This window comes from Collinsella sp. AF23-2, assembly GCF_003459245.1.
In the GTDB taxonomy this organism is placed as follows: Bacteria; Actinomycetota; Coriobacteriia; order Coriobacteriales; family Coriobacteriaceae; genus Collinsella.
The window spans coordinates 63,851-86,237 of the sequence record NZ_QRVG01000004.1 but is presented as its reverse complement, the minus strand read 5'-3'; the positions used below and the strand labels follow the sequence as shown (position 1 = coordinate 86,237).

The 22,387-nt window shown below is 60.8% G+C and carries 27 protein-coding genes; 2 read left to right on the top strand and 25 right to left on the bottom strand.

All coding sequences use genetic code 11. The annotated features are described in order from the left end of the window. Positions 1–274: 274 nt before the first annotated feature. From DWY03_RS03325 to DWY03_RS03315, 3 genes are read right to left on the bottom strand one after another with little or no spacing between them, the layout of a single operon-like run. Complete coding sequence (locus tag DWY03_RS03325) at positions 275–1,414, bottom strand: N-acetylmuramoyl-L-alanine amidase family protein (protein ID WP_117839901.1); 1,140 nt, start codon at positions 1,412–1,414, stop codon at positions 275–277. Next, positions 1,401–1,631, bottom strand: a complete 231-nt coding sequence (locus DWY03_RS03320; RefSeq protein ID WP_117839900.1) for a hypothetical protein — start codon at positions 1,629–1,631, stop codon at positions 1,401–1,403. The genes DWY03_RS03325 and DWY03_RS03320 overlap by 14 nt, the downstream gene beginning before the upstream one ends. Before the next feature lie 8 nt (positions 1,632–1,639). Next, the gene (locus tag DWY03_RS03315) at positions 1,640–2,053 is read right to left on the bottom strand and encodes a hypothetical protein (protein WP_117839899.1); all 414 of its coding nucleotides are present in this window, start codon (positions 2,051–2,053) and stop codon (positions 1,640–1,642) included. Between the two features lie 145 nt (positions 2,054–2,198). On the opposite strand from DWY03_RS03315, the gene DWY03_RS03310 reads away from it, so the two are divergent. Next, positions 2,199–3,065, top strand: coding sequence for a site-specific integrase (locus DWY03_RS03310; RefSeq protein WP_117839898.1), 867 nt, complete (start codon positions 2,199–2,201; stop codon positions 3,063–3,065). Between the two features lie 648 nt (positions 3,066–3,713). Beyond that, positions 3,714–3,869, top strand: coding sequence for a hypothetical protein (locus DWY03_RS10055; RefSeq protein WP_156058420.1), 156 nt, complete (start codon positions 3,714–3,716; stop codon positions 3,867–3,869). A 1-nt stretch (position 3,870) separates the two neighbouring features. Here the strand turns inward: DWY03_RS10055 and DWY03_RS03300 are convergent, their stop codons facing one another. The 22 genes from DWY03_RS03300 to DWY03_RS10300 all read right to left on the bottom strand — a co-directional run bounded on the left by DWY03_RS03300 (position 3,871) and on the right by DWY03_RS10300 (position 22,298). Further along, positions 3,871–4,224, bottom strand: a complete 354-nt coding sequence (locus DWY03_RS03300; RefSeq protein ID WP_117839896.1) for a hypothetical protein — start codon at positions 4,222–4,224, stop codon at positions 3,871–3,873. Positions 4,225–4,239: 15 nt separating this feature from the next. Beyond that, positions 4,240–5,034, bottom strand: a complete 795-nt coding sequence (locus tag DWY03_RS03295) for a hypothetical protein (protein ID WP_117839895.1) — start codon at positions 5,032–5,034, stop codon at positions 4,240–4,242. 57 nt (positions 5,035–5,091) lie between these two features. After that, the gene (locus DWY03_RS03290; RefSeq protein WP_147334494.1) at positions 5,092–5,472 is read right to left on the bottom strand and encodes a hypothetical protein; all 381 of its coding nucleotides are present in this window, start codon (positions 5,470–5,472) and stop codon (positions 5,092–5,094) included. After that, the gene (locus tag DWY03_RS03285; protein WP_117839893.1) at positions 5,459–5,650 is read right to left on the bottom strand and encodes a hypothetical protein; all 192 of its coding nucleotides are present in this window, start codon (positions 5,648–5,650) and stop codon (positions 5,459–5,461) included. Before DWY03_RS03285 ends, DWY03_RS03290 begins: the two co-directional genes overlap by 14 nt. 18 nt (positions 5,651–5,668) lie before the next feature. Beyond that, complete coding sequence (locus DWY03_RS03280) at positions 5,669–8,554, bottom strand: phage tail spike protein (protein WP_117839892.1); 2,886 nt, start codon at positions 8,552–8,554, stop codon at positions 5,669–5,671. An 11-nt stretch (positions 8,555–8,565) separates the two neighbouring features. Next, the gene (locus DWY03_RS03275; protein WP_117839891.1) at positions 8,566–9,360 is read right to left on the bottom strand and encodes a hypothetical protein; all 795 of its coding nucleotides are present in this window, start codon (positions 9,358–9,360) and stop codon (positions 8,566–8,568) included. After that, positions 9,361–12,759, bottom strand: a complete 3,399-nt coding sequence (locus tag DWY03_RS03270) for a tape measure protein (RefSeq protein ID WP_117839890.1) — start codon at positions 12,757–12,759, stop codon at positions 9,361–9,363. Positions 12,760–12,780: 21 nt separating this feature from the next. Then, positions 12,781–12,972 (bottom strand): hypothetical protein, encoded by a 192-nt coding sequence (locus DWY03_RS03265; RefSeq protein ID WP_117839889.1) that lies wholly within the window; start codon positions 12,970–12,972, stop codon positions 12,781–12,783. A 167-nt stretch (positions 12,973–13,139) separates the two neighbouring features. Then, on the bottom strand, positions 13,140–13,520 hold the full coding sequence (locus DWY03_RS03260) for a hypothetical protein (RefSeq protein WP_117839888.1): 381 nt from the start codon (positions 13,518–13,520) through the stop codon (positions 13,140–13,142). 127 nt (positions 13,521–13,647) lie between these two features. Next, positions 13,648–14,274 carry a hypothetical protein gene (locus DWY03_RS03255; protein WP_197032768.1) on the bottom strand — a complete coding sequence of 209 codons (627 nt, stop codon included), beginning with the start codon at positions 14,272–14,274 and terminating at the stop codon, positions 13,648–13,650. 32 nt (positions 14,275–14,306) lie between these two features. Continuing rightward, positions 14,307–14,714 (bottom strand): hypothetical protein, encoded by a 408-nt coding sequence (locus DWY03_RS03250; protein ID WP_147335436.1) that lies wholly within the window; start codon positions 14,712–14,714, stop codon positions 14,307–14,309. A gap of 6 nt (positions 14,715–14,720) precedes the next feature. Continuing rightward, on the bottom strand, positions 14,721–15,008 hold the full coding sequence (locus DWY03_RS03245; protein ID WP_117839886.1) for an HK97 gp10 family phage protein: 288 nt from the start codon (positions 15,006–15,008) through the stop codon (positions 14,721–14,723). Next, complete coding sequence (locus tag DWY03_RS03240) at positions 15,008–15,370, bottom strand: hypothetical protein (RefSeq protein WP_117839885.1); 363 nt, start codon at positions 15,368–15,370, stop codon at positions 15,008–15,010. Before DWY03_RS03240 ends, DWY03_RS03245 begins: the two co-directional genes overlap by 1 nt. Continuing rightward, positions 15,367–15,897 carry a hypothetical protein gene (locus DWY03_RS03235; protein WP_117839884.1) on the bottom strand — a complete coding sequence of 177 codons (531 nt, stop codon included), beginning with the start codon at positions 15,895–15,897 and terminating at the stop codon, positions 15,367–15,369. Before DWY03_RS03235 ends, DWY03_RS03240 begins: the two co-directional genes overlap by 4 nt. 29 nt (positions 15,898–15,926) lie before the next feature. Then, positions 15,927–17,261 carry a phage major capsid protein gene (locus DWY03_RS03230; protein WP_117839883.1) on the bottom strand — a complete coding sequence of 445 codons (1,335 nt, stop codon included), beginning with the start codon at positions 17,259–17,261 and terminating at the stop codon, positions 15,927–15,929. A 10-nt stretch (positions 17,262–17,271) separates the two neighbouring features. Then, positions 17,272–17,961, bottom strand: a complete 690-nt coding sequence (locus DWY03_RS03225) for an HK97 family phage prohead protease (RefSeq protein WP_117839882.1) — start codon at positions 17,959–17,961, stop codon at positions 17,272–17,274. Between the two features lie 4 nt (positions 17,962–17,965). Continuing rightward, positions 17,966–19,291, bottom strand: a complete 1,326-nt coding sequence (locus DWY03_RS03220) for a phage portal protein (protein WP_117839881.1) — start codon at positions 19,289–19,291, stop codon at positions 17,966–17,968. 10 nt (positions 19,292–19,301) lie between these two features. Then, entirely contained in the window at positions 19,302–20,885 is a 1,584-nt protein-coding gene (locus DWY03_RS03215) for a terminase (protein ID WP_117839880.1), read from the bottom strand. After that, positions 20,885–21,223: a hypothetical protein gene (locus tag DWY03_RS03210; protein ID WP_117839879.1), complete on the bottom strand. Its 339-nt coding sequence runs from the start codon at positions 21,221–21,223 to the stop codon at positions 20,885–20,887. Before DWY03_RS03210 ends, DWY03_RS03215 begins: the two co-directional genes overlap by 1 nt. Positions 21,224–21,394: 171 nt before the next feature. Then, on the bottom strand, positions 21,395–21,706 hold the full coding sequence (locus DWY03_RS03205; RefSeq protein WP_117839878.1) for an HNH endonuclease: 312 nt from the start codon (positions 21,704–21,706) through the stop codon (positions 21,395–21,397). 20 nt (positions 21,707–21,726) lie between these two features. After that, positions 21,727–22,176, bottom strand: coding sequence for a RusA family crossover junction endodeoxyribonuclease (locus DWY03_RS03200; RefSeq protein WP_158558609.1), 450 nt, complete (start codon positions 22,174–22,176; stop codon positions 21,727–21,729). Next, on the bottom strand, positions 22,176–22,298 hold the full coding sequence (locus tag DWY03_RS10300; protein ID WP_255413477.1) for a hypothetical protein: 123 nt from the start codon (positions 22,296–22,298) through the stop codon (positions 22,176–22,178). Before DWY03_RS10300 ends, DWY03_RS03200 begins: the two co-directional genes overlap by 1 nt. Positions 22,299–22,387 lie beyond the last annotated feature (89 nt).

Here is a 22,387-nt window from a genome sequence, read left to right as displayed (position 1 = left end):
GCATAGTGCTCCATAGTGCAGTTATACAGTTTGTAAGGTCTCCATAGACCTGCATATTTCAGAACTTATGGTCTGAGTTAGGACGCGGGCGCAACCGCTAGATAAAAAATTGGCCCCATTTCCATCAATTCGGGAGCGGGGCCAATAACCTCAAATGAGGTTTGTATTGCGCCTTTATTTTAATCGTCTCGAAACGCGCCAACAATGCACAAAGCCATGAAGAAAATCAGGCTGCCGAAGGTGGAGCCGAGGATAAAGGCTACGACGATGCCCATCATCGGCGGGTACCGTCAGACACGTAGCACTGGAGACGATCAAGCGCATAGCCATAGATGCCAGCGTAGTCATCGCCGCCGTAGGTGGAGCCGTCATCGCAGACCTCATCGTGCCAGTTTGCGTGTGCAACGTCCTGAGCACGGTAGTAGACCTGTTTCCATTCGCCAGACGGGGTGATGTAGTACATCATCACGCCGTCGATGGTCTGGCCCCAGATGCCCGCCATGCCGTTGACGGAGTCACCGTAGTTGGCGGTCTGGACGTAGTCGAGCCAGCCGCTTTCCTTGGTGTGGACTCGATACATGAGGGTGCCAGAATCAACCCAGGCAATGAGCATGTCGTGCGATCCATAGGGTACGCCGGCAAAGCCCTCGCTGGTGCTGTCGTCGAAATTGGTCACGACTTCGTTCCAGCCGCCGCCGCGATTGTGCAAAGCGTAGTGGATGTTGACGCTCTTGCCCGTGGACTTCGGGAAACTCGTGCGCGTGGCAGAAGTGGATGGCTGGTACGTTCCCCCATTACCGTTGGTGGGAGCGATGGGTGCGACATAGCCGCTGCCGAGATAAGCCGCGACAGCCTGCTTGAATTCGTACCACGTCTTGCCGTACTGACGGAAATATCCGTTCGGGTCGGTATGGTCGCTGCCGCCCCAGCGTTGAGCTGCCTCGTAGTGGCTCAAGAGTCGAGACGTGTCCCAACCGTGGGCGCGGAGCTCATCGCCCGCCCACTTGACTGCTTCATTCCACTGCTTGGAGAAGTCAGAGGCATTGGTGGCATGCGCCAACTCGATGCCGATCGTGTAGCCGTTGCCGTTTCCGACATGCCAGCACAATCGATTCTCCTCGACCGTGTTGTAGACCGTGGAGCCGTCCAGCTCCATGACGTGATGTACCGCGTAGGTATCATTGCCGCGCCAGTACAGCACGTGGTTCCACGCGGATGCGCCGGGGTTCGCCGTCTCATGGATAACCAAGTACTGGGCGTTGAGGTAGCCGTGTCCATTGCTCACGTAGGCATCTTGGCTCTGGTAGGCTTCGGCGCTGAGCGGGGCGGCGAGCGCTGCCACAAGGGCGAGGACAACGGCAAAGGCGCTACGCAACGGCAGCTTGCGCTTAGGCTCGGCGTTAGTCTCCGTCATGCTCGCCTCCCGACTTGAGTCGCGCGGCGTCCACGGCCTGCTCGGCCGCGGCGTAGATGGCCGCACTCGCGACCCCGCACACCGTGCCGATGGCGGCGACGGTCTGGTTGTCCGTGGCGATGCCGGCCACGCTGGTCGCGACGGAGCCCAAAAAGGCAGCCGTGCACAGCCAGAACTTGCGGCTCGTCAGCTTGTGGATAATGTCATCGGTAGTCATTTTTCCTCCTATCTGCATGTTTCTTTGTCGTAGAGCAGGTCAACCCGGTCGCAGATGTGGTCGACCTTCTGCGCCATGCCTTGGCTTCTCGCCTGGCTGTGCGCAAGGTCGTTGTGCAGGACCTCGTTGGACGCCACGACCGACTCCATGAGGGTCTTCATGGCCTCCATGAGGCTGTTGCTTCGCTCCATCTGCGCGGCGATGCGGCCTTCCATCTGCGAGCGCTCGCGGTCCCGCTGCGCGCGCTCGTCGACCTCGGCCTGCTTCCGCTCCTCGCGTTTGAGGTCGATGCCGGCCTTGCGCTCGTTCTGACGCTTGTACTCTTCGAGAAATTGCTTTCCGAAATAAAAGGCGATGAGCGCCAGTGCCGCGCCGCCGAGCCAGCCAGGGCCATAAGGCGCAAAGAGCTTTAGCACTTCCATCCACTCACCTCCCCTCCTACGCTTGGTATTTATTGCGAGTATCCAAGCCATGTCCCCCGCGCTTTAAAGCCAAAAATCCCAGACGAAACGCGGAGGTCTACCATGCGAAACGTCTGGGATTTCTAAGAGATTGGATTGATCAAAAATGCTGTTTTCCACCGCCGTCACTGAGTACATGGCCGACAAATGTAAGCGCCTGCGCGCCACCACGCTGGAGGGCTACCGAAGCGCCATCCGCTGCCACCTGATGCCGATGTGGGGCGGGCGCGAGATAGAGACGATCAGCTTTGGAGAGGTACAGGATTGGGTGGATTCGTTCGACCTGCCCGGTGCCGCCGAGAAGGCCTACAAGACATTCCGCCAGATATACCGCTGGGTCTTGCGCCGCCACCAACTGCGCATCTGGGACGTTACGCAGGGCGTGGAGCTGCCGCAAAAGCCAACCGTGCGCCGACCGACACTGACCGCTGAGCAGGAGCGCACTACGCTGAAAGCAATCGTGGGACAGCCATTTGAGGCCGCCGTGCTCTTGGGTGCCGCTCTCGGGCTTCGCCGATGTGAGGCGTGCGCCGTGAGAATCGAGGATGTGGACTGGCGCTCGGGATGGGTTCACGTACAGCGTGGCCTGCACGTCGTGGGCGGCGAGGTCATCGAGACGGGATGCAAGACCAAGCTGTCTGACCGCAAGCTAAAACTGCCGCGCTTTGCATTGGAGCGCCTTCGTGCGATACGTGGGGCGCGTAGGTCTGGGCGCCTGTGCCTGCTCGACCCCAACGCCGTCGCCCGCAAGTTCCGCGCATTCTGTAAGCGATTCAGCCTGCCGCATGTGCCCATGACTTGTCTGCGCCACTCGTGGGCGACCATATCGCTTGAGCACGGTGCAGCCATCGAGGACATCGTCGTGGCGCTGGGGCATTCAACGGTGAATACGGCCATGAGCCACTATTTGCAGAGTTTCCGCACGGTCGTGGCTAGGGCGAGCGATTCGTACACAGCGGCGATGGAGATGTGATTCCGTATCCCGCGTTTACGCGATGGAAGTTAACGATTTGGACAACCCACCCACGGCGCTCATTCTTAATACGTCACCCGACCCGAAAGGGTTCCCGTCTAAACTTGGAGGAAATAGTTGCATTGTCATCCAGCAAAATTTCGGTGATAAAACCTACTCGGCGCAGCTCGCGTTTGGATTCGGCTCCGACAAGATAGCGATCAGAAACAAACGCAACGGCTCAAATTGGACTGACTGGAAGTACGTGACGCTGAGCTAGAGCATTCCGTATCCCGATTTGGCCTAAAGCAACAGGCTGTCGCTGTGTACTTCTCGGTGTGGAATGATGGCGGCGCATCAATCGACATCAAAAGAAACGACGGGAAAACCGTAAGCATCTACTTCAAAAACTCCAATTTTTCGCAGAGTGTTCAGTAGCATTCCGTATTCCGGACTTCCAACGACATTACGGCGAAAGTGGAACTTAATAACCAAAATTTGCCAACCTTCGGTTTTCAACTCGGAGCAACCAGGATTACGGTGAACTTCTTAAGTGACAGTATTCTCGTCTTTAACGAGACCGAGAGTAAAAGAATCGCTCTATTTAACAAGGACAAATAGTTTTCCGTATCCCGCTGCGAGAAGTACGTTACGGCAACGGTCAAAAACGTGCGATTCAGGCAGTCGAACAACAACACGACCGATGTGATCGTCGAGGTTACGATGTCCGACGATTCGGTCGTGACGCTCGGTTTTTCTGCCGACAAGTTCAGCTACATGAACAGCGCGACGGGTGAATCAACCAAGGTCGCGCTGTCGAAGTAGCCTAGCTAAGCTCTGCGTCCGTCTGGTCGGACGATACGTTTATCGGCGTCAGCTTAACTTTCGCAACATGCTTTCCGCCGCGAATAACAACGAGCTCGTTGTCCGACCAGGCTAGCCCTCGTCTATCCGGGTCATCTTCGCTTTTCCCGATGGTGAGCCAAGCCATGCCTGCATAACTTGCCTCCTGTATCTTCCCGAGTTTCTGGGATACGGAATCCCCGAGAGCATTGGTCTGCTTCGCGCAGTCGCTGATTCCCTTCTCGATTCGGTTCAGCTCCGCGGCGGTGACGGGAGTGTTACCGGAGACCTTGTCCTTCCAAGTCTTCATTGCGAATACGATTTTCTCGAATGCCATTATGGTGTCCTTTCGTTAGATACCGAAGGCGGTCCAAGCGCCCTTTTCATCGGGGAATGTGCTGTCGGAGGGGAATGTCGTGGCGCCGGGCCACAGCGCCGTGCCGGGAAGCCCTGCATCCCAGCGGTTGAATGCCGCGATCTTCTTGGTGCTCTCGTTGGTCTGCATCCAGAGCATGCCGTCCACGCGTTTGTCGCGGGCGGGCTCCGCGGCCTGCATGTAGTATGGCTTGGTCGCGGATGCCGCGGCGTTGGCCTGCTTTGCTGCGGCGGTGGCTGCGCTTGCCGCCCTGTTCGCGGCGTCGGCGTTCGCATCTGCCGAAGCGGCGGACGAATCAGCCTTGTTCGCTGATGCGTTGGCGCGATTAATGACCTGATTGAGGTTCGCGATCGTGTCGTAAAGCTCCTTGACCGCATCGCCGCTGGTCGTGCCGGATTCGAGCGATACGAGATTTCGGTCGACCGAAGCATGGAAGACACGTGTGCAGACCACATCGGAGCCCTGCCAGAACTGTACGCACAGATGCGCTGAATCGGTCTTGAGCACGCTGCCGGGTGCCGCGCACTCCCAGGCGGCGGTCTCATAACCGCTGACCGGGGTCATCGTCTTGTAGCCGCTGTTGCCGCACCCATCGGCGTACGCCAGCTTCGCCGTGATGCCGGCGGCGGACGTGATCGCCTTACCGTTGTCCGTAAGCTTGACCAAAAGCGTGCGACCGTTTGAATCGCCGCCGGAGAGCGTCACTGGCGGGATGTAATCATTTGCCGTGTCCACATTGATGGTGATGCGACGGAAGTTGTCTAGAGCCATTCTGACCCCCTTAGTTGCTTGCTGCGGTCAATAATCGGACAGCTGTCCCCCGCCGGATCAGTCTCGGTCGCGCTCGAACATCCAATCGAGTTGGAGCAGCTGAGCGCCACTGATGGCGTCAATTGCTTTCTCCTCTGGCAGAGTCAGAATCTCGACCTCACACTCAATATCGGCAAGCTCCTGGTACTTAGCGGCGAACTCGGCGAACTTCTCCGATTTGGGGTCGACCACATAATCGTTGATGTTGCCGTCATCGTCGTACTGCGCTTCGCCGTACTCCACGATCAACTTGTTGCGCTGGGTGAGGAATGGTTCAGCCACGTCGTGCAAGGCGCGGTAGTTTCGCGCCGCCGTGTAGCCCACGATGCCGACGTTATCCAGCACGCCGTTGTCGAGGTCTCGGCACATTGCAGCGATCTTCTCGTTAGTTAGCTTCAACGGTATCGTCCTCCAGGCTTGCTGTGCTTACTCCCAAGGCTTTCAAAAGCAGATTCACCTTGGAATCGATGCGCTTGACATCACGTGCCAAAGTCGTGCTGGTCCCCTGGACTTCAACTGGCTCACCAGCCCCTGCCGTCGGAACACCTGCTTCCATTACGTACTTCATATCCTCCATTGCGATCCTTTCTCTTCTCTACGAATAGTTATTCACAGGCCATGCAAAGTGTGTAAGCAAACCGCCCTCGAACTTCATGCTGCATCCGTTTGAGAACGTAAAGCTTCCGTCTTTGTTGGCGTTGGTGACAACGGTAAATCGAAGCGTATTGGTACATCCGTTGCCGATGTTTTTAATCGACCAGTTGTGCATGTCCAGATCGCATCCGGCGTTGAGCGCATAGGCCGTGAAACCGATGTTTGGCTTGTTCGCATACGTCAGCTTCATTGCGTAATACGGATCGTCTGCGTTCTTCATCGCAGCCCAAGACATATAGCCGCCGGACTCTTTCAGATTGAAGTTAAGTCCGTATACGCTTGGGTGCTCGACGAGATGGTTGCTACCGATGAAGCCGATGTCTTTGCCGTCATAGATGAAATGAGGACCGTCGTCCTGAAGCGACAGCCTGTTGTTGGAGATGTTATATTTGTCGATGGTGAATCCGCCGATGGTGCCGCGCGTCGTCTTGAGATAACCGGTCTTGAGATTCCAGCTGTTCGTGTTGGTCACGTCTGCGATGATGCCTGCGGCAAGGTAGCTGGCGTTCATGTACAGCTTGTTGTCCTGCATGTAGATGCCCTGCTCGGTACCGTTGTTTGTCAGACGGTTGAAAATCTTGAGCTGGTTCAAATCATCGTCGTAGTTGTCGAGCAGACCCTGCGCCATAGACTTGGCATCCTGTTGCTCGATGGCATGCTGCGCCTGACGTGCCGCGGCGGTATATGTGTTGACATTACCTGAGTGCGTGTTGTAGCAGGACTTATAGGTAGCCATGGCGCTGTCCAGCGCTTCCTTCGTGGTGCATTTGAGCACGTCCGAGATGGCGGTGTTGAGCGAGCCGTATGAGCCGCCTGTACCGAAAGCAGAATTGTACGTTGGGCCTAGGACATTGCCGATGAAATATTGATTCAACGACTTGTTGGACTTCAGACCGTTGAACTGCGTTGTCAGCTCGTCCTTCTCCTTGTCGATGGTCTGCTGAATCTTCTTGACCGCAGCCTTCTCAGCCTCGGTCACGACGCCGTCTGTGGCGAGGTCGTTGACCGTGGTATCGAGGTCGTTGAGAGATTGGTTGAGGTCGTAGGCACTCTGGTTCGCCTTATTCAGCGCAGCCACGAGGACGGGCGTTGAATGGTTGACCGAGCCGTCGCCGTAGGTGATGCGGTCCATCTCCCAGATGAAATAGCCGTTCGACCATTGCGGTATGTCCTCAGACCATCCCAACTCGGGATTCTGCATGTTCAGAGGCGGCACTGTGTCGGACTGATTCTTCGCGTAGAGCTTCACCGTGGACTTGACCACAGTGTTCGTTGTTGCGATGTCCTTGCCGTCAAGCTTGGCGCCGGGGCCTAGACGGACCTCGCTGGCATCGAGATTCCAGTAGTTCTTGCCGCTTTTGTCTTTGATGATGCCGGCCTTGATCAGGTTGGCGCTGATGGTGCCGGAGACGATCGCATCGGCCACCAAACCATGCCCGTTGCCGAGCGTGCGGAAGTTCCACGTGCCGTCCGAATTCTTGCCGTCGGCGATGCGGAAGTAGCCGCCGCCGATCTGGATGCACATGGTCGGGTTGGCATCCTCCGGTTTGTCGTAGACGAACAGGCCCTTGCCGGGCTTGATGTAGGTGTAGCCGCCGGTCTCGTTCATCACCTTGTTCAGGCCGTCGATAAGCCCATTGAGGTAGGCGCTGCCGAGCGTGGCGGCGCTGTCCCAACTGCCGGCGCTGCTCGTCAGGCGGTCGATTGTCTGCTGCACGCGATCGGAGCGCTTGACGATGCCCTCGATGACGTTGCCGACCTTCACGGTGGACGGCGAGCCGTCACTGAGCAGGTCTTCCACGATCTCAAGCACGCGACCGCTCAGTCGCAGCGGCTTTGGGAACGTGGTGTCGACCATCTGGAGGTTATCGCCGAGGTCGCAGGCGCTGGCATCGAATCCCGCGCGACCGAGGGCTTCGACCGTACCCTCGTAGCTCACGATGGGCTTCGAGCGCTCGGCGAGCGCAGCCCTGCCCTCGGCGAGAAGCGTTGCCTTGTCCTCGCAGTCTCCGTCCTCAAAGATGCCCTCGGTGTGCATGAGCGACCCATCGGGACCTGGCACGCCCCAGACCTCGAGCAGTGAATCATCCTGGATGTACTCTTTGCCGCCGTTGATGTCGGCAAATGTGATCTTACGCGAATATCCGCCAGTCGCATTTCCATCGTCATCCGTTGTCTGTACGCCCTTGCCGTAGCAATATAAGCGCGTAACCACGTCATCTGCGGACAGAACTCGGTCAATGCCGGACAGACCGCTACCGTAGTCGAGACGCAGCGCAGTATTGGCACGACCGAGGCGCTTGACCAGGCAGACCGAGCGCTTGGCGATGGAGTTGCCGTCTGCAGACAACTCGATTACCGGCTCGACCTCCATTTTGTAGGCTTCGGCTATATCTTTGACGGAAGCCAGCGAGGACTTGTGGTAGACGCTGTATTCGCCGCTGCCCTCGTCGCACTGGCCTACCGACCATCTGGTGCCATCGAGTGCCTTTGCAAGAGCCTGCTCGGGCGTGTCTTTGGAGCCGCGGCGTAGCGTCGGCATGAAATGTCGCGATAGCTCCTGCATGGAGCCGTAGCAGTTGACGGTGCAGATAGGTATGCTCTTCGCCCTCGACTCGCGCGAGGACATGACGATCCATTCGCACGTGCGCCCCATGGAATCACAGAACACGATGCGGTCGTACTTGTTGACACCGTTGTCCATCAGGACGAGCTCCACCTTGTCAACGCCGCACTGGTCGACATTGCGCGTGCGCGTGGCCTGCATCGGCGTGAGCTCGCCGAGGTATGCGCCGAAACGGCTGAAATGGATGAATCTCTTGGACATCTGACCGTCTCCTAGGGGATGAGCCAGAGCGGCTCATATGATGTCGTGATGCTGCTTGCACCGACCACTGTGATGGTCGAGTCCCCAACTGGCAGGTCGAAGAAATCCGATGTGAGTGTCGGGCAGGTCAAGACGTCATTGATGTACACGCCGCGCGATTTGGCCGGCGAGGTCTCGATGACGGCGACGGCGCCGGCGGCAAAGATCCTCTCGGCATCGACCTCGATGAACACGCCGTCCGCGCGGGAAATCTTCAGCTTCTTCTCGGCCTTGAGCGTGGCGGTGAATGTCGGGAACACCCGGCAGTTGCCGCTCACGGTCAATTTCGTACCGCTCACCGCCGTTTTCCTGCCGTACAGCATTGGCATAGCGCTCATCGTCAGGTCGATTTCGTAGTAGGCGAACACACCGCGCTGCCAGACCTCGCTGGGGCTTGACGATTCGAGCCTGCCGACGAAATCGCCGGGGAGCGCACGCCATGTGACGCGAGCATCGCGACCGACGATGGAGCCGAGCGCAATCTTGGACTTGACCGCCTCCTGCCACGTGCCGACCGTACGCAGGTGGAGCGTCACCGTGCGCCTGCCGGCATAGGCGAGACCGCTGCCGTCTGTCAGCGAAAGATCACGGGAGCCGTGGGCTCCGGTGACGGTCGTGTAGGACGTGTCGAACGAGATGGCATCGACCTCCGGCGCGGAGGTCAGATACCAGCCCATATCGCCGAGCCTGACGCCGTTCACGGTGACCGTGCCGTCATCGACGAACATCTTGTTGCGCAAGTAGATACCTAACCTAGAATCAGCCATTTAGACCTCCATTGCGTCGCGCTTGCCGAGCTCAGAGTCGATACAAGGCGCGAGCAGCATGGCGAGCGTCTTGAGGTCGACATCGAGCTTGAGCGCACCGATCTTGCTGAGTGCCGTGACGATTGCGAGCACGATGTCATCCACGGATAGACCGCCAGCGCCGCCAGATGCCCCCTGAGCGCCGTTTGCGCCAGATGCGAGCGACATACCAGCAGCCACGTCAACAGCCGCGGACGCGCCGCTCACGCGGTCGACGAGGGCATCGATCATCTTGTCGGCATCTGAGAGCAGCGCCGGGGTGTTCCGCTTGATGCCGACGCCGATACCGGACGGGATGAACTTGCCGACCTTGTCGCGGAAGACGCGCGAAGGCGAATGGATGCCGAGTGCGCTCATCGCCTCGTCGACCAAGCCAGAAAGCGCATTCCTGATGTTGTTGTACAGGCCGCCGATGGCACCCGAGATGCCGTTCCAGAGACCGGCGATGATCTGGCTGCCTGCATTCCAGAGCCAAGTCCCCGCGCCAGAGACCGCAGCCATCGCGGCGTTGTAGATTCCGCTCAGGATGCCGCCGAGCGCACCGACGGCGCCGCTGGCGATTTGCTGGCAGCTCTGCCAGACCTGGGACCAATTCCCCGAAATCAGCCCGGCAACCAAATTGACGACGCCCTGAACGATCTGGGCAATCGAGCTAATCACCTGGTTTACGGATGCGACGATTCCCGAGATAAACGGGGCCATCGCCGCAAAGGCGGGCTCAAGGGTGCTCACCAAAAACTGAACGACCTGCTCGATTACGTAGCCCGCGACAGACATGAATTGGTTGAGTGCGCTGCCGACCACCTCAAGCGCATCGCCGATGAGGTCCATGACGGTCTCAAAGGTGGAACCGAGCTGGTCGAGCCAAGGGCTGCACTTGGTCAGCAGGTCGGAGATGCCCTGAATGACCGCCGTGATGATGGGCAGCAGCAGCGACTCGATTCCCGCGACCAGCTGGCCGACAAACGACAGGACGCTGCCGATTAGGACTATCACGCCGTCGAGGATGCTCGTGAGTGGTGGCATGATGACCGTCAGGATGTTGGTCAGCGGCTCGATGAGCTGGGATATGCAGTCGAGCAGCGGTTGCAGGATTTCGGCGGCGACCGGAGCCAGCTGAGCCACCACATTGCCGATTGCCGAGAAGAGCTGACCGAGACAATCCTCGAGGACGGGGAAGATCTCGGATGCCGCCTGAGACAGCTTGCCGAGAATGTCCTGCGCGATGGGGGCGAGCGTGCTGAAGGCATCCATCAGCGATGAGCCGATGGTGCCGGCGACCTGACTCAGGGTTTGCTGCAATGTCGGGCTGATCATCACGAGACCGGCGAGAAGCGACAGCACGACACCGACAGGACCGCCGAGCAGCTTGAGCGCGTTGCCGAGAAGCGCGGACTCCCCTACGAGACCTTTCAGGGCCGGGCCGACCATGGGCACGTTGACGAGAAGCTCGCCGATGGTGCCGAGAAGCCCCGTGCCTCCCATGGCGGCGACCAGGGAGCCGACCAATGGGATTGCCGCCATGATCCCGCTGGAAAAACCCGAGAAGCTGTCGCCGCTGAGCACGGATGTGATCTTCTCGAATGCATCGACAATCTTCGGCGCGATGGTGTTGGAGACCAGGTCACCCCATTGCTCGAATACGGGAGTCAGCTTGGTCGTGACGGCATCGACCAGCGGGATTGCGGCGTTGAAGATGTCGCGCAGGCCGTTCAGGACGGGGGTCATGGCCTTCTCGCCGAGACGGCTGAAAGCTGCCTTGACGTTAGCCATCGCGCCCTTGAACGTGGTTCCCGCGGACTGCGCCGCACCGCCGAGGTTCTCCTGCATGGCGGCTGCGAAGTTCTCGAAGTCGACCTTGCCGGAGGACACCATCTTCTGGGCCTCCTCGGCGGTGATGCCGTAGTGCTTGGCAAGGAATTGCAGGATGGGGATGCCGGAGTCGAGAATCTGGTTGACCTGCTCGCCCTGGAGCTTATTGGATGCGGCTACCTTGGAGAAGATCGAGCCCATCTCCGTGAAGTCTCGGCCTGAGATTTGCGCGGAATCGCCGACCGTCTTGAGGACGCTCGTGAGCTGGTCGCCCTGCTTGACGCCGGACGCCACGAGCTGTGACGCCGTTGTCGCCGCGTCTCCCAGACCGTAGGCGGTGCCCTTGACCGAAGCCAGGGCGTTGTTCATGATCTCGTCGATGCTGCCGGCATCGTGGCCGAGACCCTTCAGCTTCGCTCGCGCGTCCTCGATGCTGAGGGCGCGGTTGAAGCCACCCGTGAGCGCCATCTTGCCGAGCGCCACGGTGACACCCGCACCCACGCCCACGATAGCCGTGGACACGTCCTTGAAGGCGTTGGCGGCGGCGGAGCCGATGCTGCCGAGTGCGGACAAGCCGGAGGAGATTGCGCTCTTCGCGCCCTCGATGCCCGATTTCGCGGAATCGGGCAGCTTGTCGAAGACGGATTTAGCCGCGGTCTCGACATTGGCGAACCACGTATGCGCGGTCGAGCAGACGCTTTTAATCGGTTGCGGCAGCTTCGATGCGATGTTGCCAACAACAGCCTGCACCTTGCTGCCAGCACGGGACAGGCCGTCCGAGATGGCGTTTCCGATCTCGGCTGCGGCAATCTGCATCCTGTTCTTGGCGCTGCTGGCGAAGTCGGCGATCGATGCCTTCACCCTGGCGAGACCGGCTGTCGCCTTCGCCGCGATCGGCCCCCACATGTCGATACCGGATGCGGCGCGGACGATGGAACCCAAAGCGCCTGCCATGCCGGTAGCGGAGCTCTTGCCCGCATCCAGCGACTTAGCACCGGCAAGGAAATTCTTGGCGGCGCGGGCGAAGGCGTTGGACGATTGGTTCGTATATTGCGCCAAATCCTGCTGCGCCTTGGCGGCGAACTCGTTGGCGACGTTCAGCTTCTCGGTCGCGTCCTTTACGGCGGCGGCGCTCTGCTCGGATTTACGGCGTGCGGATGCCAGGCGCTCCTCGGCGGCGACTGCCTGCGTGGAGCCCTCGCCGTACTTGGCGACGGCATCCTGCAGCTTCATCTCGGCCACACGGACCCTGCCGGCATCGTCTGCCTGCTTCATGCGAGCCTTGCTCAGCTCGTTGGTCGCGGCCTTCACGTCATCGGTGAAGACCTTGAGGGCATCGTCGGCTAAGCCCTTGGAGGATGCGGCGAAGGATTCCTTCAGCTGCTTTCCAAGCTGCCGACCGCTGATGCCGCCTGCGTTCCTGAATGCGCTTTTAAATGAATTGCTGGCTTCGTCGCCGGTCGACTTTACCTCTTTGTTGACCTTTGAGCGGAAGCCCGTCATTACGGGAAAAATCGATATATGTGCGGAACCGACCTCAGATGACATGCGCGATCTCCCCCGATCTCGTTACTCGTAAAGCGAAGCGAACAGCGGCGCCATGTTCTCTGCCGCCTTCTGCGCTTCATCGCCAGAGGCCTTGAAGGAGGCAGCTCGGAACTGCTCCTCTTCGGTCGGGATGGGAGATGGGAACTTGTTCTGCGTCAGCGCCGCCACGACGAACATGTCAGCGAAGCTGGTCGGATACTTGAGGCCTGCCACGTGCGCACCCGTTGAGGTCGCCGGGTCTCCTGAGAGCGCCCTGAACAGCGCGATCGCGTCCGCATAGCGGAGCCTGCTTCCGAGGTCGGCCTGCAGGCTCCATCCCCTTGCCGCGAAATCTGCCCTCGCGGCGTCCTCGTGCTCCTTCAGCTCGGCGATGAAGCGGGCTATTCCCCCAGGGTCGCTCCCTGGGTCTTAGCCAACTTCTCGCCGAATACCTCGAGGATCTTGACCATCGTCTGGAGCGGCTCGGCCTTGAAGCGCTCGACGGCATCGGTGCCGCCCTTGCCGCCCTCGATAAGCGTGCAAAGGTGCTCGAAGGCATCGTTATCGGTGCCGCTCTGGATTGCGGACACCTCTGCATAGCTCGGGCACATCGGCAGGCGGTAGACGTTGCCGGCGGACGTGCGGACGAACAGCGTGTTGTCGCCGATCACATACATGACCTTGTTCGCATCGGCGATGCGCTCGAACTCGGCCTGCTCCTTCTCCTCGGTCCAGTTCTCGAAGTCCTCGATGGTCGGCTCGAACTCTTTCTCTTCAGCCATCTCGACTTTCCCTTCTCTCGAATGGCCTCTTACGACATGGACATTGTTCGGCTGGGGTCCCCCGATAAAAAAAGGGCACCGCGCCGAAGCGCGATGCCCAACGAGAGAAGGGAAAGCTGTGTTTCGCTTAGGAATTCTTGCCAGCGGCGGCAGAAGAGGCGGCTACCGTGACATCGGCGGGCGTGCAGTGAGCCTCGATGTAAGCCTTGCCCTCGTAGAGGTCATCGCGCACCCACTCGACGGTGACGGCGCGACCGAGGACGGAGCCGCGCTCGGCCTGACCCGGCTCGTTGGCGGTCACCTTGATGACGCCGGCGCGGCGGTCGACGTTGCCGTTCTTGTAGGTGATCTCCTCGTACGCCATCCACTTGGTGTCGGGCGTGTAGGTGTCGACCGCGATAACGCCGTCGGCATCGGGCTTCTCGCCGAAACAGAGCTCTCGAGAGAGGTCGGTGTCCTCGGCGATGGTGAAGGCTGTGTAGATGGCAGTCTCGCCGTTGAGGGTGTAGCCCCCCTGCCAAAACTCGATGGGGTCGCCCTTCTCGGTGGAATCCTGCGGTGCACCGTCGCCGGCGATGAGACCGAGGCAGGAGGTACCGCGGGCGTACACCTCGGGCAGCTTCGGCGTGGCGTTCTTCTTGCTGATCATGGTGCGGGTGATGACGTTGCCCTCGGCGTACGGGACGATGCAGATCGCACCGGTTACGGGCACACCTACGTTTGCGAGGTCGTTACCCTGCTTGTCTTTAGCCATTGCAAGCTCCTTTCCAGGGCAAAGCCCTAACCTTAATCCTCTATTGCACCGACGACCGAGTACTCGACCGTCATGTAGCACTTGCTCGAATCGTGCTGGTCCGTCACGCGGTACGGCCCGTTGCAGCCGTCATCGATGACCGCCGCGATGGGAGACCCCTTCTCGTGGGCGATGGTCGGCGATGTGAGCGCGGCGAAGGCGCGTCTGGCAAGCTCTCCGGCCTTGAGTGTGCTCTGCCGGTTCCCCGCATAGATGGAGATGCCGACCGAGCGGTCGAAGGTGGTGAGACCGGTCTTCTGGCCCCCATCGTCGCGCACCACGCAATAGGGTGTGCCGCCGTCGAAGTCTGACGGCTCGCGATTGTCGACCTCGATATTCGTGCCGAGGACGGCGCGGAGATACCCACAGAGGAACATCTCCAGATCGGGAGGGACAACCATCTGCATCTACTTCACCGCTTTCAGGGCTCGGGCGAGATAGCCGCCCTCGTACTCAAGGAGAATCGTCTTCCAGTCGTGACCTACCACGCGGTAGCTGTTTCGGTGCGCCGATTTGTGGACCTCGATGCGGAACCCATCGCGGTACGCGCCGGTGTCGACGGGCGCGGTCGCGCGGATGTTCGCAAGCGCCTGCTGCGCCTTGGACAGGCACATGTTCTCGACGCCTGCGCTGTGGAGGATGTCATCGAAGAACTTGTCGTTGAACTTGACCTTCGTCTGTCCTGCTGCAGGCATCAGCCCTCCACCTCCTGAAGACCTACCTCGAGGGTAGGCTGCCAGCCCGTGAACGGGTTAGCATCGACCGACGGCACGACATCAACCGTGTAGACGTGTGCACCGTCCTTGATTCGGTCGCCGCGCTTGATGTCGACATTCGGATCAGCCACCGTGAGCGTGACGGCTGTTGCCGCCTGCTCGCGTGCGCCATCTGGCGTCATGACTGAGGATGCCGTGGCGATGAAGCCGTTGAACGCGAGCTCATCGACCTCACCGTCCCAGTCAGACACAGTGCGTGCGGGATTGTACGGGTCTTCCACAAGGGGTGCGCGGAGGCGCTTGAGCGGTCGACCGAAGTTGCCGAAATCCGAGCCACTCACGGGAGCCTCGCAATCCTGTACCTGTCGAGAATCTCGCGCTCGTCCTGCATGAGCTGGATGGAAGTCGCGCCGGACCCGCTGAATGCATAGCTCACCGAAGCGCCGTTGACGCTCTGGGAGCGCACGGTGCCCGCGGGGGCGCTGGCGGCTCGTCGGGAGACCTGAAGCGCGACCGCGATGAGATCTGGCACGTCATCCGTGTTGAATCCGGCGGTGACGGTGTACTCGATGGCGCTCAGGCACGGCTCGACGGGCGCGGCAAGCTCGACAAGGCCTGCCGTGTTCCACTGGGCACCGTCCAGAAGGTCAGTGCCGTCGGTCAGCGCGAGCTTCGTGACCTCGGTCACGTTGAGCGCGGGGATGCGGATGATCTTGCCGCCAGCGGAACCGACCCTGCCGGACAACTCCATGGACGGCGCGATATGCCACCCGCAGTAGCCGCGGATGGCGCTCACGGCGGCGGCGTTGAACATGGGGGCATCGAGCCCGCTGTAGTCGGTATGGTCGCCGAGGAAAGATTCGGTCATGATGCCCCCTTCCAATCAGTCAGCCGAGGCTATTTCGCAGCCTTGGCGGTCTTGGCGGTCTTGGTGGCCTCGGCGGTCTCGGCATCGGCCACGGGCTCGTCGGACTGGACCTCGATGCCGGAATCGTCGGACTGCGCGACGACCTTGGTCTCGTCCGTGGACACCTTGACGAAGGCGTACGGGTACTTGACCTGGAGCGTGCAGCGCTCCTTCAGGCGGAAGGCGGTGATGCCGGAGCCGAAGTTCTCCTTGTGGGAGTCGCTGGTCTTCAGCGTGCGCGCGCCGCGGGACAGGACCTTGCCGGTCTTGAAGGCGCCGACCACGCAGTTGCCCTTCGCCTGGGTCGGGGTGACCACGGTCGGCAGGCCCCACGGGGTCTGCTGGATGACGAGGGTGCCGGTGCCGTTGTAGGGCGGCAGGAAGAAGCCGCCACCGTAGTACTGGCCGTTCTTGTCACGCTTCAGGCGCAGGGTCTTATAGTCCTCGGGGTTGATGACCAGACCGTCAGCCGTGCGGTTGACGTTCTTCTTGATCATCGTGACTGCCGTGAAGATACGGTCCTCGAGCGGCTCGGTGCTGGTGTTGTCGATCACGGAGTCAGCCGGGATTCGAGCGACAAGGCCCTTGATGTTGTCGCTGGTGCCGTCGCCGTTCCAGATCTTGTCCTCCTTGACCAAGTCGAACTCATAGTCGTTGTGGTCGTTGATCTCGGACACCACGTAAGGCAGGTCGTCGATCATGTCGTCGGTGATCTCCCACAGGTCCGTGATGGTGTGGAGGGAATCATTCTCCCAGGTGGGGTCGGGGAAGTGGGTGTGCGCGGCGGCTGCGCCCTCGGCGGTCTCGCCGGGCTTGCCCTCGAGCTTGCCGTAGACCGGGTACTTCAGCACCTGACCGCCCATGGTGCCGGTGCCGAACAGGTTGACGATGAGCAGATCCTGGCGAGGAGCGAACACGGGGGTGTCGAGCTCGGTGAGGTACGGGGCGTTAGAGCCGGCGGGACCGCCGGTGACATTCACGTCGGTAGAGGCTTTGACGTTGAACTCGGAGGTCTCGAAGTTGATGGTCTTCGCCTGAGCGACGTCGATGCCCTTGGCCTTCAGCTCGTTGGCGAAATGCTCGCCGATGCTCTTGGCGGCCACGGCGTTCTCCTCCTTCTTCTGCTCGAGGTTCTTGCCCTCGGCGGCGTTGTCGAGGATCTCGGCTCCGTCCTTGAGCAGGGCGGCACGCTCCTCGAGCTTCTTGGACTCGGCAACGTGCTGCTTCAGCTGCTCGAACTCCTCATCGGTGAGATTCTCCTCGCCCTTGGCGAGGATGTCCTGTGCCGCCTTCTTCTCGGCGGCGATACGCTCCTTAATGCGCATGTTTGTCCTCCTAATCGGTGACTCCGCCGAAGTATTCGGCGATTTTCTCTATCTCAGACTTGCGCTCGGCAAGTGCATGAGCCTTCTCGTCGGTCTCCTCGGACTCATCCTCATCGGAATCGTCATCGGAGCCGACATTCTTGAGCACATCCTGCAGGCAATCGACGGCCTGCTGGATGAGGGACTCGTTGTCCTTGGAGATGGCTCGACCGCTCTTGACGTTGGTGACCTCGGCCTGCTGGTTGCAGGCGATGGGCACCACGGAAACCTCGAAGAGCTTGATCTTCTCGATTCGGCGGTGCGACCACTGGTCGCCCTCGTCCTTGACCCAAGCGGTCTTCTGGGCGAGGAAGCCGACCGACATCTGGTGCACGAGGCCACGCTTGAGCAGGTCGTACGCCTTCTTGCCCTCATTCGTGTCGAGGTCGAACTTGAACTTGACGTTCAGTCCCTTCTCGTCCTCGCAGGCGGAAAGGGACTCGCCGATGCAGTTGAGCGGGGAATCGTAGTTGTGGCCCCAGTAGAGCGGGATTCCCGCGCCGCCGTCCGGGTAGTCGGCGGAAAGCGTCTCGGCGTATGCGCCCTTGGTGATCTCGTCGTCGATGAGGTCGCGCTCCCAGGTGGAGGCGTATCCCTCGAACACGCCCTCCTCCTCGGGGACTGCCTTTACCTCGAAATTGAGGAAATCGAGCTTGCTCATCTAGTTACCTCCCGTTCGGGCTCGCGCCCGTCTGGGCGTTCTGGGTATTGCCGCCGTCCTGCGGGGACGGCTGACCGCCTTGGGTGACGTTGAGCGGGACGATCACCTCGTCGCCGTCCTCCTTGGCGGGAAGGTTGAGCTTGCGTCGGCCCTCATTCAGGGACATGAACGGGCGACCGGTGGCCGTGCTCAACGCCTTATATTGTTCGCTGGGGGTACCCCGCAGCTGCGCATCCATGTTCGCGAGGATGAATACGTCCTCCTCGCCGACCGCCTTGGGGATGACCTGATTCAGCTGCTGCTCGAGCTGGACGACGTAAGGCGACAGCTCAACGTTCCAAAGCTGGTCCTTGTAGGCCTCCACGCTCGACTTGTTGCCAGTGCGGATACCGACGTTCTCGGGCGAGATATGGTAGGCATTGCACACGGCAATACCGATACGGTCGCGTGCGTCGAGGTCGGCCATGTCGACGGGCTTGAAAGCGTCGACCGTGACGATCTCCATGCCGTCCTCGAGCAGGGGCCAGCCGCCGTCCTTGCCGCCGCCCTTGCGGTAGGCGCGCATACCCTGGATGAAGTCATTCCGCGCATTCTCGCTCGCCCACGGCATACCGGCGGGTCGCTTGACGTAGGCGGGGATGCGACCGCCGTTCTGGGCGATGAAGCGGCGATAGCTCGCCAGCTCGCGCGCCTCGGTGAGCAGCGGCCCCAAAGCGCCGGACATGGGCTTGGGGTTGCCGACCGCGCCGGGGTAGCCGAGTGACAGCAGGACGTTCTTGTTAGGCAGCTCGTAGTTGACCTGACCGTTGGGCAGCGTGATCTGGACGCCAGTCGGCTCCGCGAGCGCGTTGTACCGCACGGAGTACGTGCCGTACGGGATGCGGCGCAGGCGGTAGTCGTAGTCGTTGTCCATCGTGAGCAGCATCAGCCACTGGTCGTTGAGCATCATGTCGACCACCAGCGAGTGGATGAGACGGTAACGGGTCTCGTTCGCGACGTAGCTGGGGTCCGCGATGAGCTTGCCGATTTCGGAGTCCGGAGCCTCCTCGCGGTCGCCGTTCGGCTTCACGCGGTACGCATGGAAGGGCAGCGCCGCGATCTTGCTCGCCACGAAATCGACCACCATGCGCACGTTGTACTCGGCGGCCCACAGGTCGCGGCGGTCGTAATCGCCGAATGCGATGTCCTCGGCGAGACCGGGGGAAACCATCGGCGCATACGGAACAGCGTGCTGCGCGGTGGTCTCGGACTGCTTGGCGGCATTCTCGGCAGTCTCGGATTTGCCCGTGAAGCCATCGTAAGCCGCCCTGATGCGGTCGGAAAAACGCATGTATCAGCTCCTAGATAATCGTCAGCGGATAGGGCGAAGGCTTGGCCTTGGGCTTCGGTCGCTCGCAGTTGCGCAGCGCCCAGAGCGCCTCGCTCGCGGCGACAACCGCCGAGATCTGACCCTGCGATGCCCTGCGCGTCCAGACATCGACCTCGCCGAGCTTTCGCGTCACGGCGCACTTGAGCTGCTGCGTGAGGACCGGCTGGTCGGTGTGTCGGATGGTCCCGTCGAGCACCGCATCCTTGAAGCTGCCTGCTACGGAGCCGAGCTTGCTGCCCTCGATGGCATGGACCGTCCATCCTTCTTCCTCAAGCATGTCGCGGAAGTCCCCCGCAGGGCATCCCTTCGACTGCAAGGCGACCTCGTCGATGCCCCACGCCTCCTGCACGGACTTGAGGTACTTCGATACCCACAGGTTGCCGTCTCGGCGAGCGATGACCTCGACATGATCAAGGCCGTCGCCCCTCGCTCCAGCGACCGCGATGTAGGTCGTCTTGCGGTCCTCGCTGGTGTCGATGGCGAGCACGACGCGCTCGTCCTCGGGGATTCGGCTGTCGTTGTCCGTGAGCGACTCCCATGTCTCGACGTCGACGTAAGGGTCCACGTCGGCCGTGACCCATTGGCAGAGCACCTCGGTGCGGAAGGACGCCTCGGTCATGCCGTCGATGTCGGACTTGAGCGACTTGAGCGTCATGCCGCCGTAGCCGCACGAGGGGTTCGCCTGCAGGAGGTCCTCGTCGCTGTCGAGCTCGCAGCCGTCACGGCCCGACCACTCGAAGATGCCTATCGCGTTGTCGTGCTTGTCCGCCCACTCGAACGGATCCATGCCGCGCTTCTCGACAAGCTTCTCCCAGCTGGCGACCACCTTGAGGGCGGCCTTGCGCTGGGCGGCGAGAACGACCGACTTCGCATCGCCGGCGTTCGAGATTCCCCAGAGCTGACCGCTCCAGAACGACTTGGTGGTCTGCGAGGTGGCGTTCCACGCGACCCAGTTCTCCTGCTCGCGCAGCTCGTCCATGAGGACGCGGGCGGCGGGCTTGCCGCGGGCGTTCTTGGCGGCGCGGATCTCGTAATGAGCCAGCGATGCCGCCTGGATGTACTCCTTGCCGTTGGTGTCCGAGACCTTGTTGGTCGCCTCCTGCAGATCGGCTATCGCGACTTCCGATTCCGCCTCGCTTGGCGGTTCGGGATTGCACCACAGCCGCACCTGCGACCAGGGCTCGCGCGCGATGTCGAGGTTCTGGGCGGTTCCGACGATCTTGAACTTCACGGGCGGCACGCGCTCGGGATGGCGCTGCGAATCGACGAACAGCCACCAGCTGGAAAGCACGCTGGCGAGCATCGTCTTGCCGTTCTGTCGAGCGACGAGAACGATGACCTTCTTGAAGCGGTAGCTGCCGTCCTCGTTCAGCTCGAGCGCGTGGATGAGCAACCACTTCTGCCAAGGTCGCAGCTCCACGTGGAGCACCTCGCGGGCGTAGTCGATGACCTCGAAGCCGAGCGAGGTCTCGGGCGTGAGCTCGCGCAGCGGCTTCGTCCAGATTCGCGGCTCGGCGTAGCCCTTCTCGTCTACCTTGACGCAGAGCACGCCCATCAGCCGTTCACGACCTTGAATCCTGATGTGAATGCCGCCAGCGAGCTCGTCTTCTTCCTCTGCGGCTCGGCCTTGATGGACTTGTCGCAGCTCGGGTTGAGCTTCAGCGCATCCAGGACTTTCAGGTACTGGCTCACGGTGGTCGTGTCGGGCTTGTCGGCAGCGTTTATCCAGTCGTGCTGCTCAAGCTTATCGAGTTTCTTCGCTAAAGACCGCCCCAGACGGACCGTAGCCACGAATTTCGGGGCAATATTGCCGTACTGGTCTCTCAGCCAGTCGGCGTGCAAAACGGCATCTTCAAACGTCTCTGAGAAGCCTTTAAGTTCATCCAACTTCATCCAAAATCACCTCGTCCGCCGGCTTTTTCAGGGCATCTTCCCCGAACATCAATCAAAAACACCCCTCTACCTGCGGTTATTCCAAATCGAAATATCGGGGAGAGAGGAAGAAGGCACACGCGGATGGTAGTCCGCCAAACCCGCAGGTAGATCGCTTACCGCCCCTCCCCGTCAGTCCGCAGTCCACTTGCGGCTCAGCACTCCCAGGCTCACGGGCGGCTCGCCGTTGCCTCGTCTCGAGTTGCACGCGAAGTGTGCCGGCTCGAAGTTCGCCGGGTCTTCCTGCAGGTCAGGTCGCTTGCTCACGGGCACGCGGTGGTCAAGCGTCAGCGAGTCGGCGGTCGTGCCGGGGTCGGCCGAGTAGTCGATGGGCTGACCGCAGAGCCAGCACACCGGGCGCTCTGCCTGGCACCTGGCGAAGAACTCCGCCTTGAGCCTGTGGAACCTACGCGTCTGCACGCGGCCCGCGCTGTTTCCTCCCATTGCCTGTGTCCCTTCTCCCGTTACTTCCCTGTGCCAATAGTCGCGGCGCCGTCCCCCGAATCGAAGCCGATGCACTCGACGCGGACGTAGATTCCCTGCGGGTCCGACCATCCCTTGGTCAGGTCGTGCGAGCAGATGAACGAGTCGTCCCCGATCACCCCGCATCTGGTCAGGCAGTCCTCGAGCGTCTTCAGCAGGTTGCTGGTGTCCGGCTTCGTGAGGTGCGGCTCGCCCTGCCGGTGGTCGCCGGTCACGTGGAAGCACCACGTCACGTGCAGCCTCAGCGCTCCGCCGAGCGGCTTGTCCGGCACGCCCTTGGCGATAATGCGGGCGATGATCCTGTCCTCGGCCTCCTTCAGCTCATCGGACTTGCGGATACTTGGCTTGCCCTTGCGCATGAACGGCTCGAGGGCGTTGTGCGTGACGGTGGGCACGGGCATGGCGAGAAACGCCGACCACTCCCCCGCCATCAGCACAGCCCCCTGATCTGCGCGAGCACGGCGAGGCAGCCCCACAGGATGAGCAGCAGCCCGAGCGCGACCAATGCCAGCGCGACCAGATAGCCGACGAATGTCCATGGGTCGAATTTCATAGCGAACCCCTCTCGTTTGATTCAGTTGTCGAAAAATTTGAAAAGCGGCGAAACGCGGAATTCCCGTTTACACCGCGGGGGTGTGTACA

Excerpts from the sequence above, each read along its gene's own strand:
- DWY03_RS03250 (WP_147335436.1), bottom strand. The coding sequence starts at position 14,714 with ATGGTTGTCCCTCCCGATCTGGAGATGTTCCTCTGTGGGTATCTCCGC.
- DWY03_RS03325 (WP_117839901.1), bottom strand. The coding sequence starts at position 1,414 with ATGACGGAGACTAACGCCGAGCCTAAGCGCAAGCTGCCGTTGCGTAGC.
- DWY03_RS03200 (WP_158558609.1), bottom strand. The coding sequence starts at position 22,176 with ATGGCGGGGGAGTGGTCGGCGTTTCTCGCCATGCCCGTGCCCACCGTC.
- DWY03_RS03220 (WP_117839881.1), bottom strand. The coding sequence starts at position 19,291 with ATGCGTTTTTCCGACCGCATCAGGGCGGCTTACGATGGCTTCACGGGC.
- DWY03_RS03245 (WP_117839886.1), bottom strand. The coding sequence starts at position 15,008 with ATGCCTGCAGCAGGACAGACGAAGGTCAAGTTCAACGACAAGTTCTTC.
- DWY03_RS03205 (WP_117839878.1), bottom strand. The coding sequence starts at position 21,706 with ATGGGAGGAAACAGCGCGGGCCGCGTGCAGACGCGTAGGTTCCACAGG.
- DWY03_RS03275 (WP_117839891.1), bottom strand. The coding sequence starts at position 9,360 with ATGGCTGATTCTAGGTTAGGTATCTACTTGCGCAACAAGATGTTCGTC.
- DWY03_RS03300 (WP_117839896.1), bottom strand. The coding sequence starts at position 4,224 with ATGGCATTCGAGAAAATCGTATTCGCAATGAAGACTTGGAAGGACAAG.
- DWY03_RS03225 (WP_117839882.1), bottom strand. The coding sequence starts at position 17,961 with ATGAGCAAGCTCGATTTCCTCAATTTCGAGGTAAAGGCAGTCCCCGAG.
- DWY03_RS03230 (WP_117839883.1), bottom strand. The coding sequence starts at position 17,261 with ATGCGCATTAAGGAGCGTATCGCCGCCGAGAAGAAGGCGGCACAGGAC.
- DWY03_RS03210 (WP_117839879.1), bottom strand. The coding sequence starts at position 21,223 with ATGAAGTTGGATGAACTTAAAGGCTTCTCAGAGACGTTTGAAGATGCC.
- DWY03_RS03215 (WP_117839880.1), bottom strand. The coding sequence starts at position 20,885 with ATGGGCGTGCTCTGCGTCAAGGTAGACGAGAAGGGCTACGCCGAGCCG.
- DWY03_RS03295 (WP_117839895.1), bottom strand. The coding sequence starts at position 5,034 with ATGGCTCTAGACAACTTCCGTCGCATCACCATCAATGTGGACACGGCA.
- DWY03_RS10300 (WP_255413477.1), bottom strand. The coding sequence starts at position 22,298 with ATGAAATTCGACCCATGGACATTCGTCGGCTATCTGGTCGCGCTGGCA.
- DWY03_RS03310 (WP_117839898.1), top strand. The coding sequence starts at position 2,199 with ATGCTGTTTTCCACCGCCGTCACTGAGTACATGGCCGACAAATGTAAG.
- DWY03_RS03260 (WP_117839888.1), bottom strand. The coding sequence starts at position 13,520 with ATGGCTGAAGAGAAAGAGTTCGAGCCGACCATCGAGGACTTCGAGAAC.
- DWY03_RS03315 (WP_117839899.1), bottom strand. The coding sequence starts at position 2,053 with ATGGAAGTGCTAAAGCTCTTTGCGCCTTATGGCCCTGGCTGGCTCGGC.
- DWY03_RS03280 (WP_117839892.1), bottom strand. The coding sequence starts at position 8,554 with ATGTCCAAGAGATTCATCCATTTCAGCCGTTTCGGCGCATACCTCGGC.
- DWY03_RS03235 (WP_117839884.1), bottom strand. The coding sequence starts at position 15,897 with ATGACCGAATCTTTCCTCGGCGACCATACCGACTACAGCGGGCTCGAT.
- DWY03_RS03320 (WP_117839900.1), bottom strand. The coding sequence starts at position 1,631 with ATGACTACCGATGACATTATCCACAAGCTGACGAGCCGCAAGTTCTGG.
- DWY03_RS03255 (WP_197032768.1), bottom strand. The coding sequence starts at position 14,274 with ATGGCTAAAGACAAGCAGGGTAACGACCTCGCAAACGTAGGTGTGCCC.
- DWY03_RS03270 (WP_117839890.1), bottom strand. The coding sequence starts at position 12,759 with ATGTCATCTGAGGTCGGTTCCGCACATATATCGATTTTTCCCGTAATG.
- DWY03_RS03285 (WP_117839893.1), bottom strand. The coding sequence starts at position 5,650 with ATGGAGGATATGAAGTACGTAATGGAAGCAGGTGTTCCGACGGCAGGG.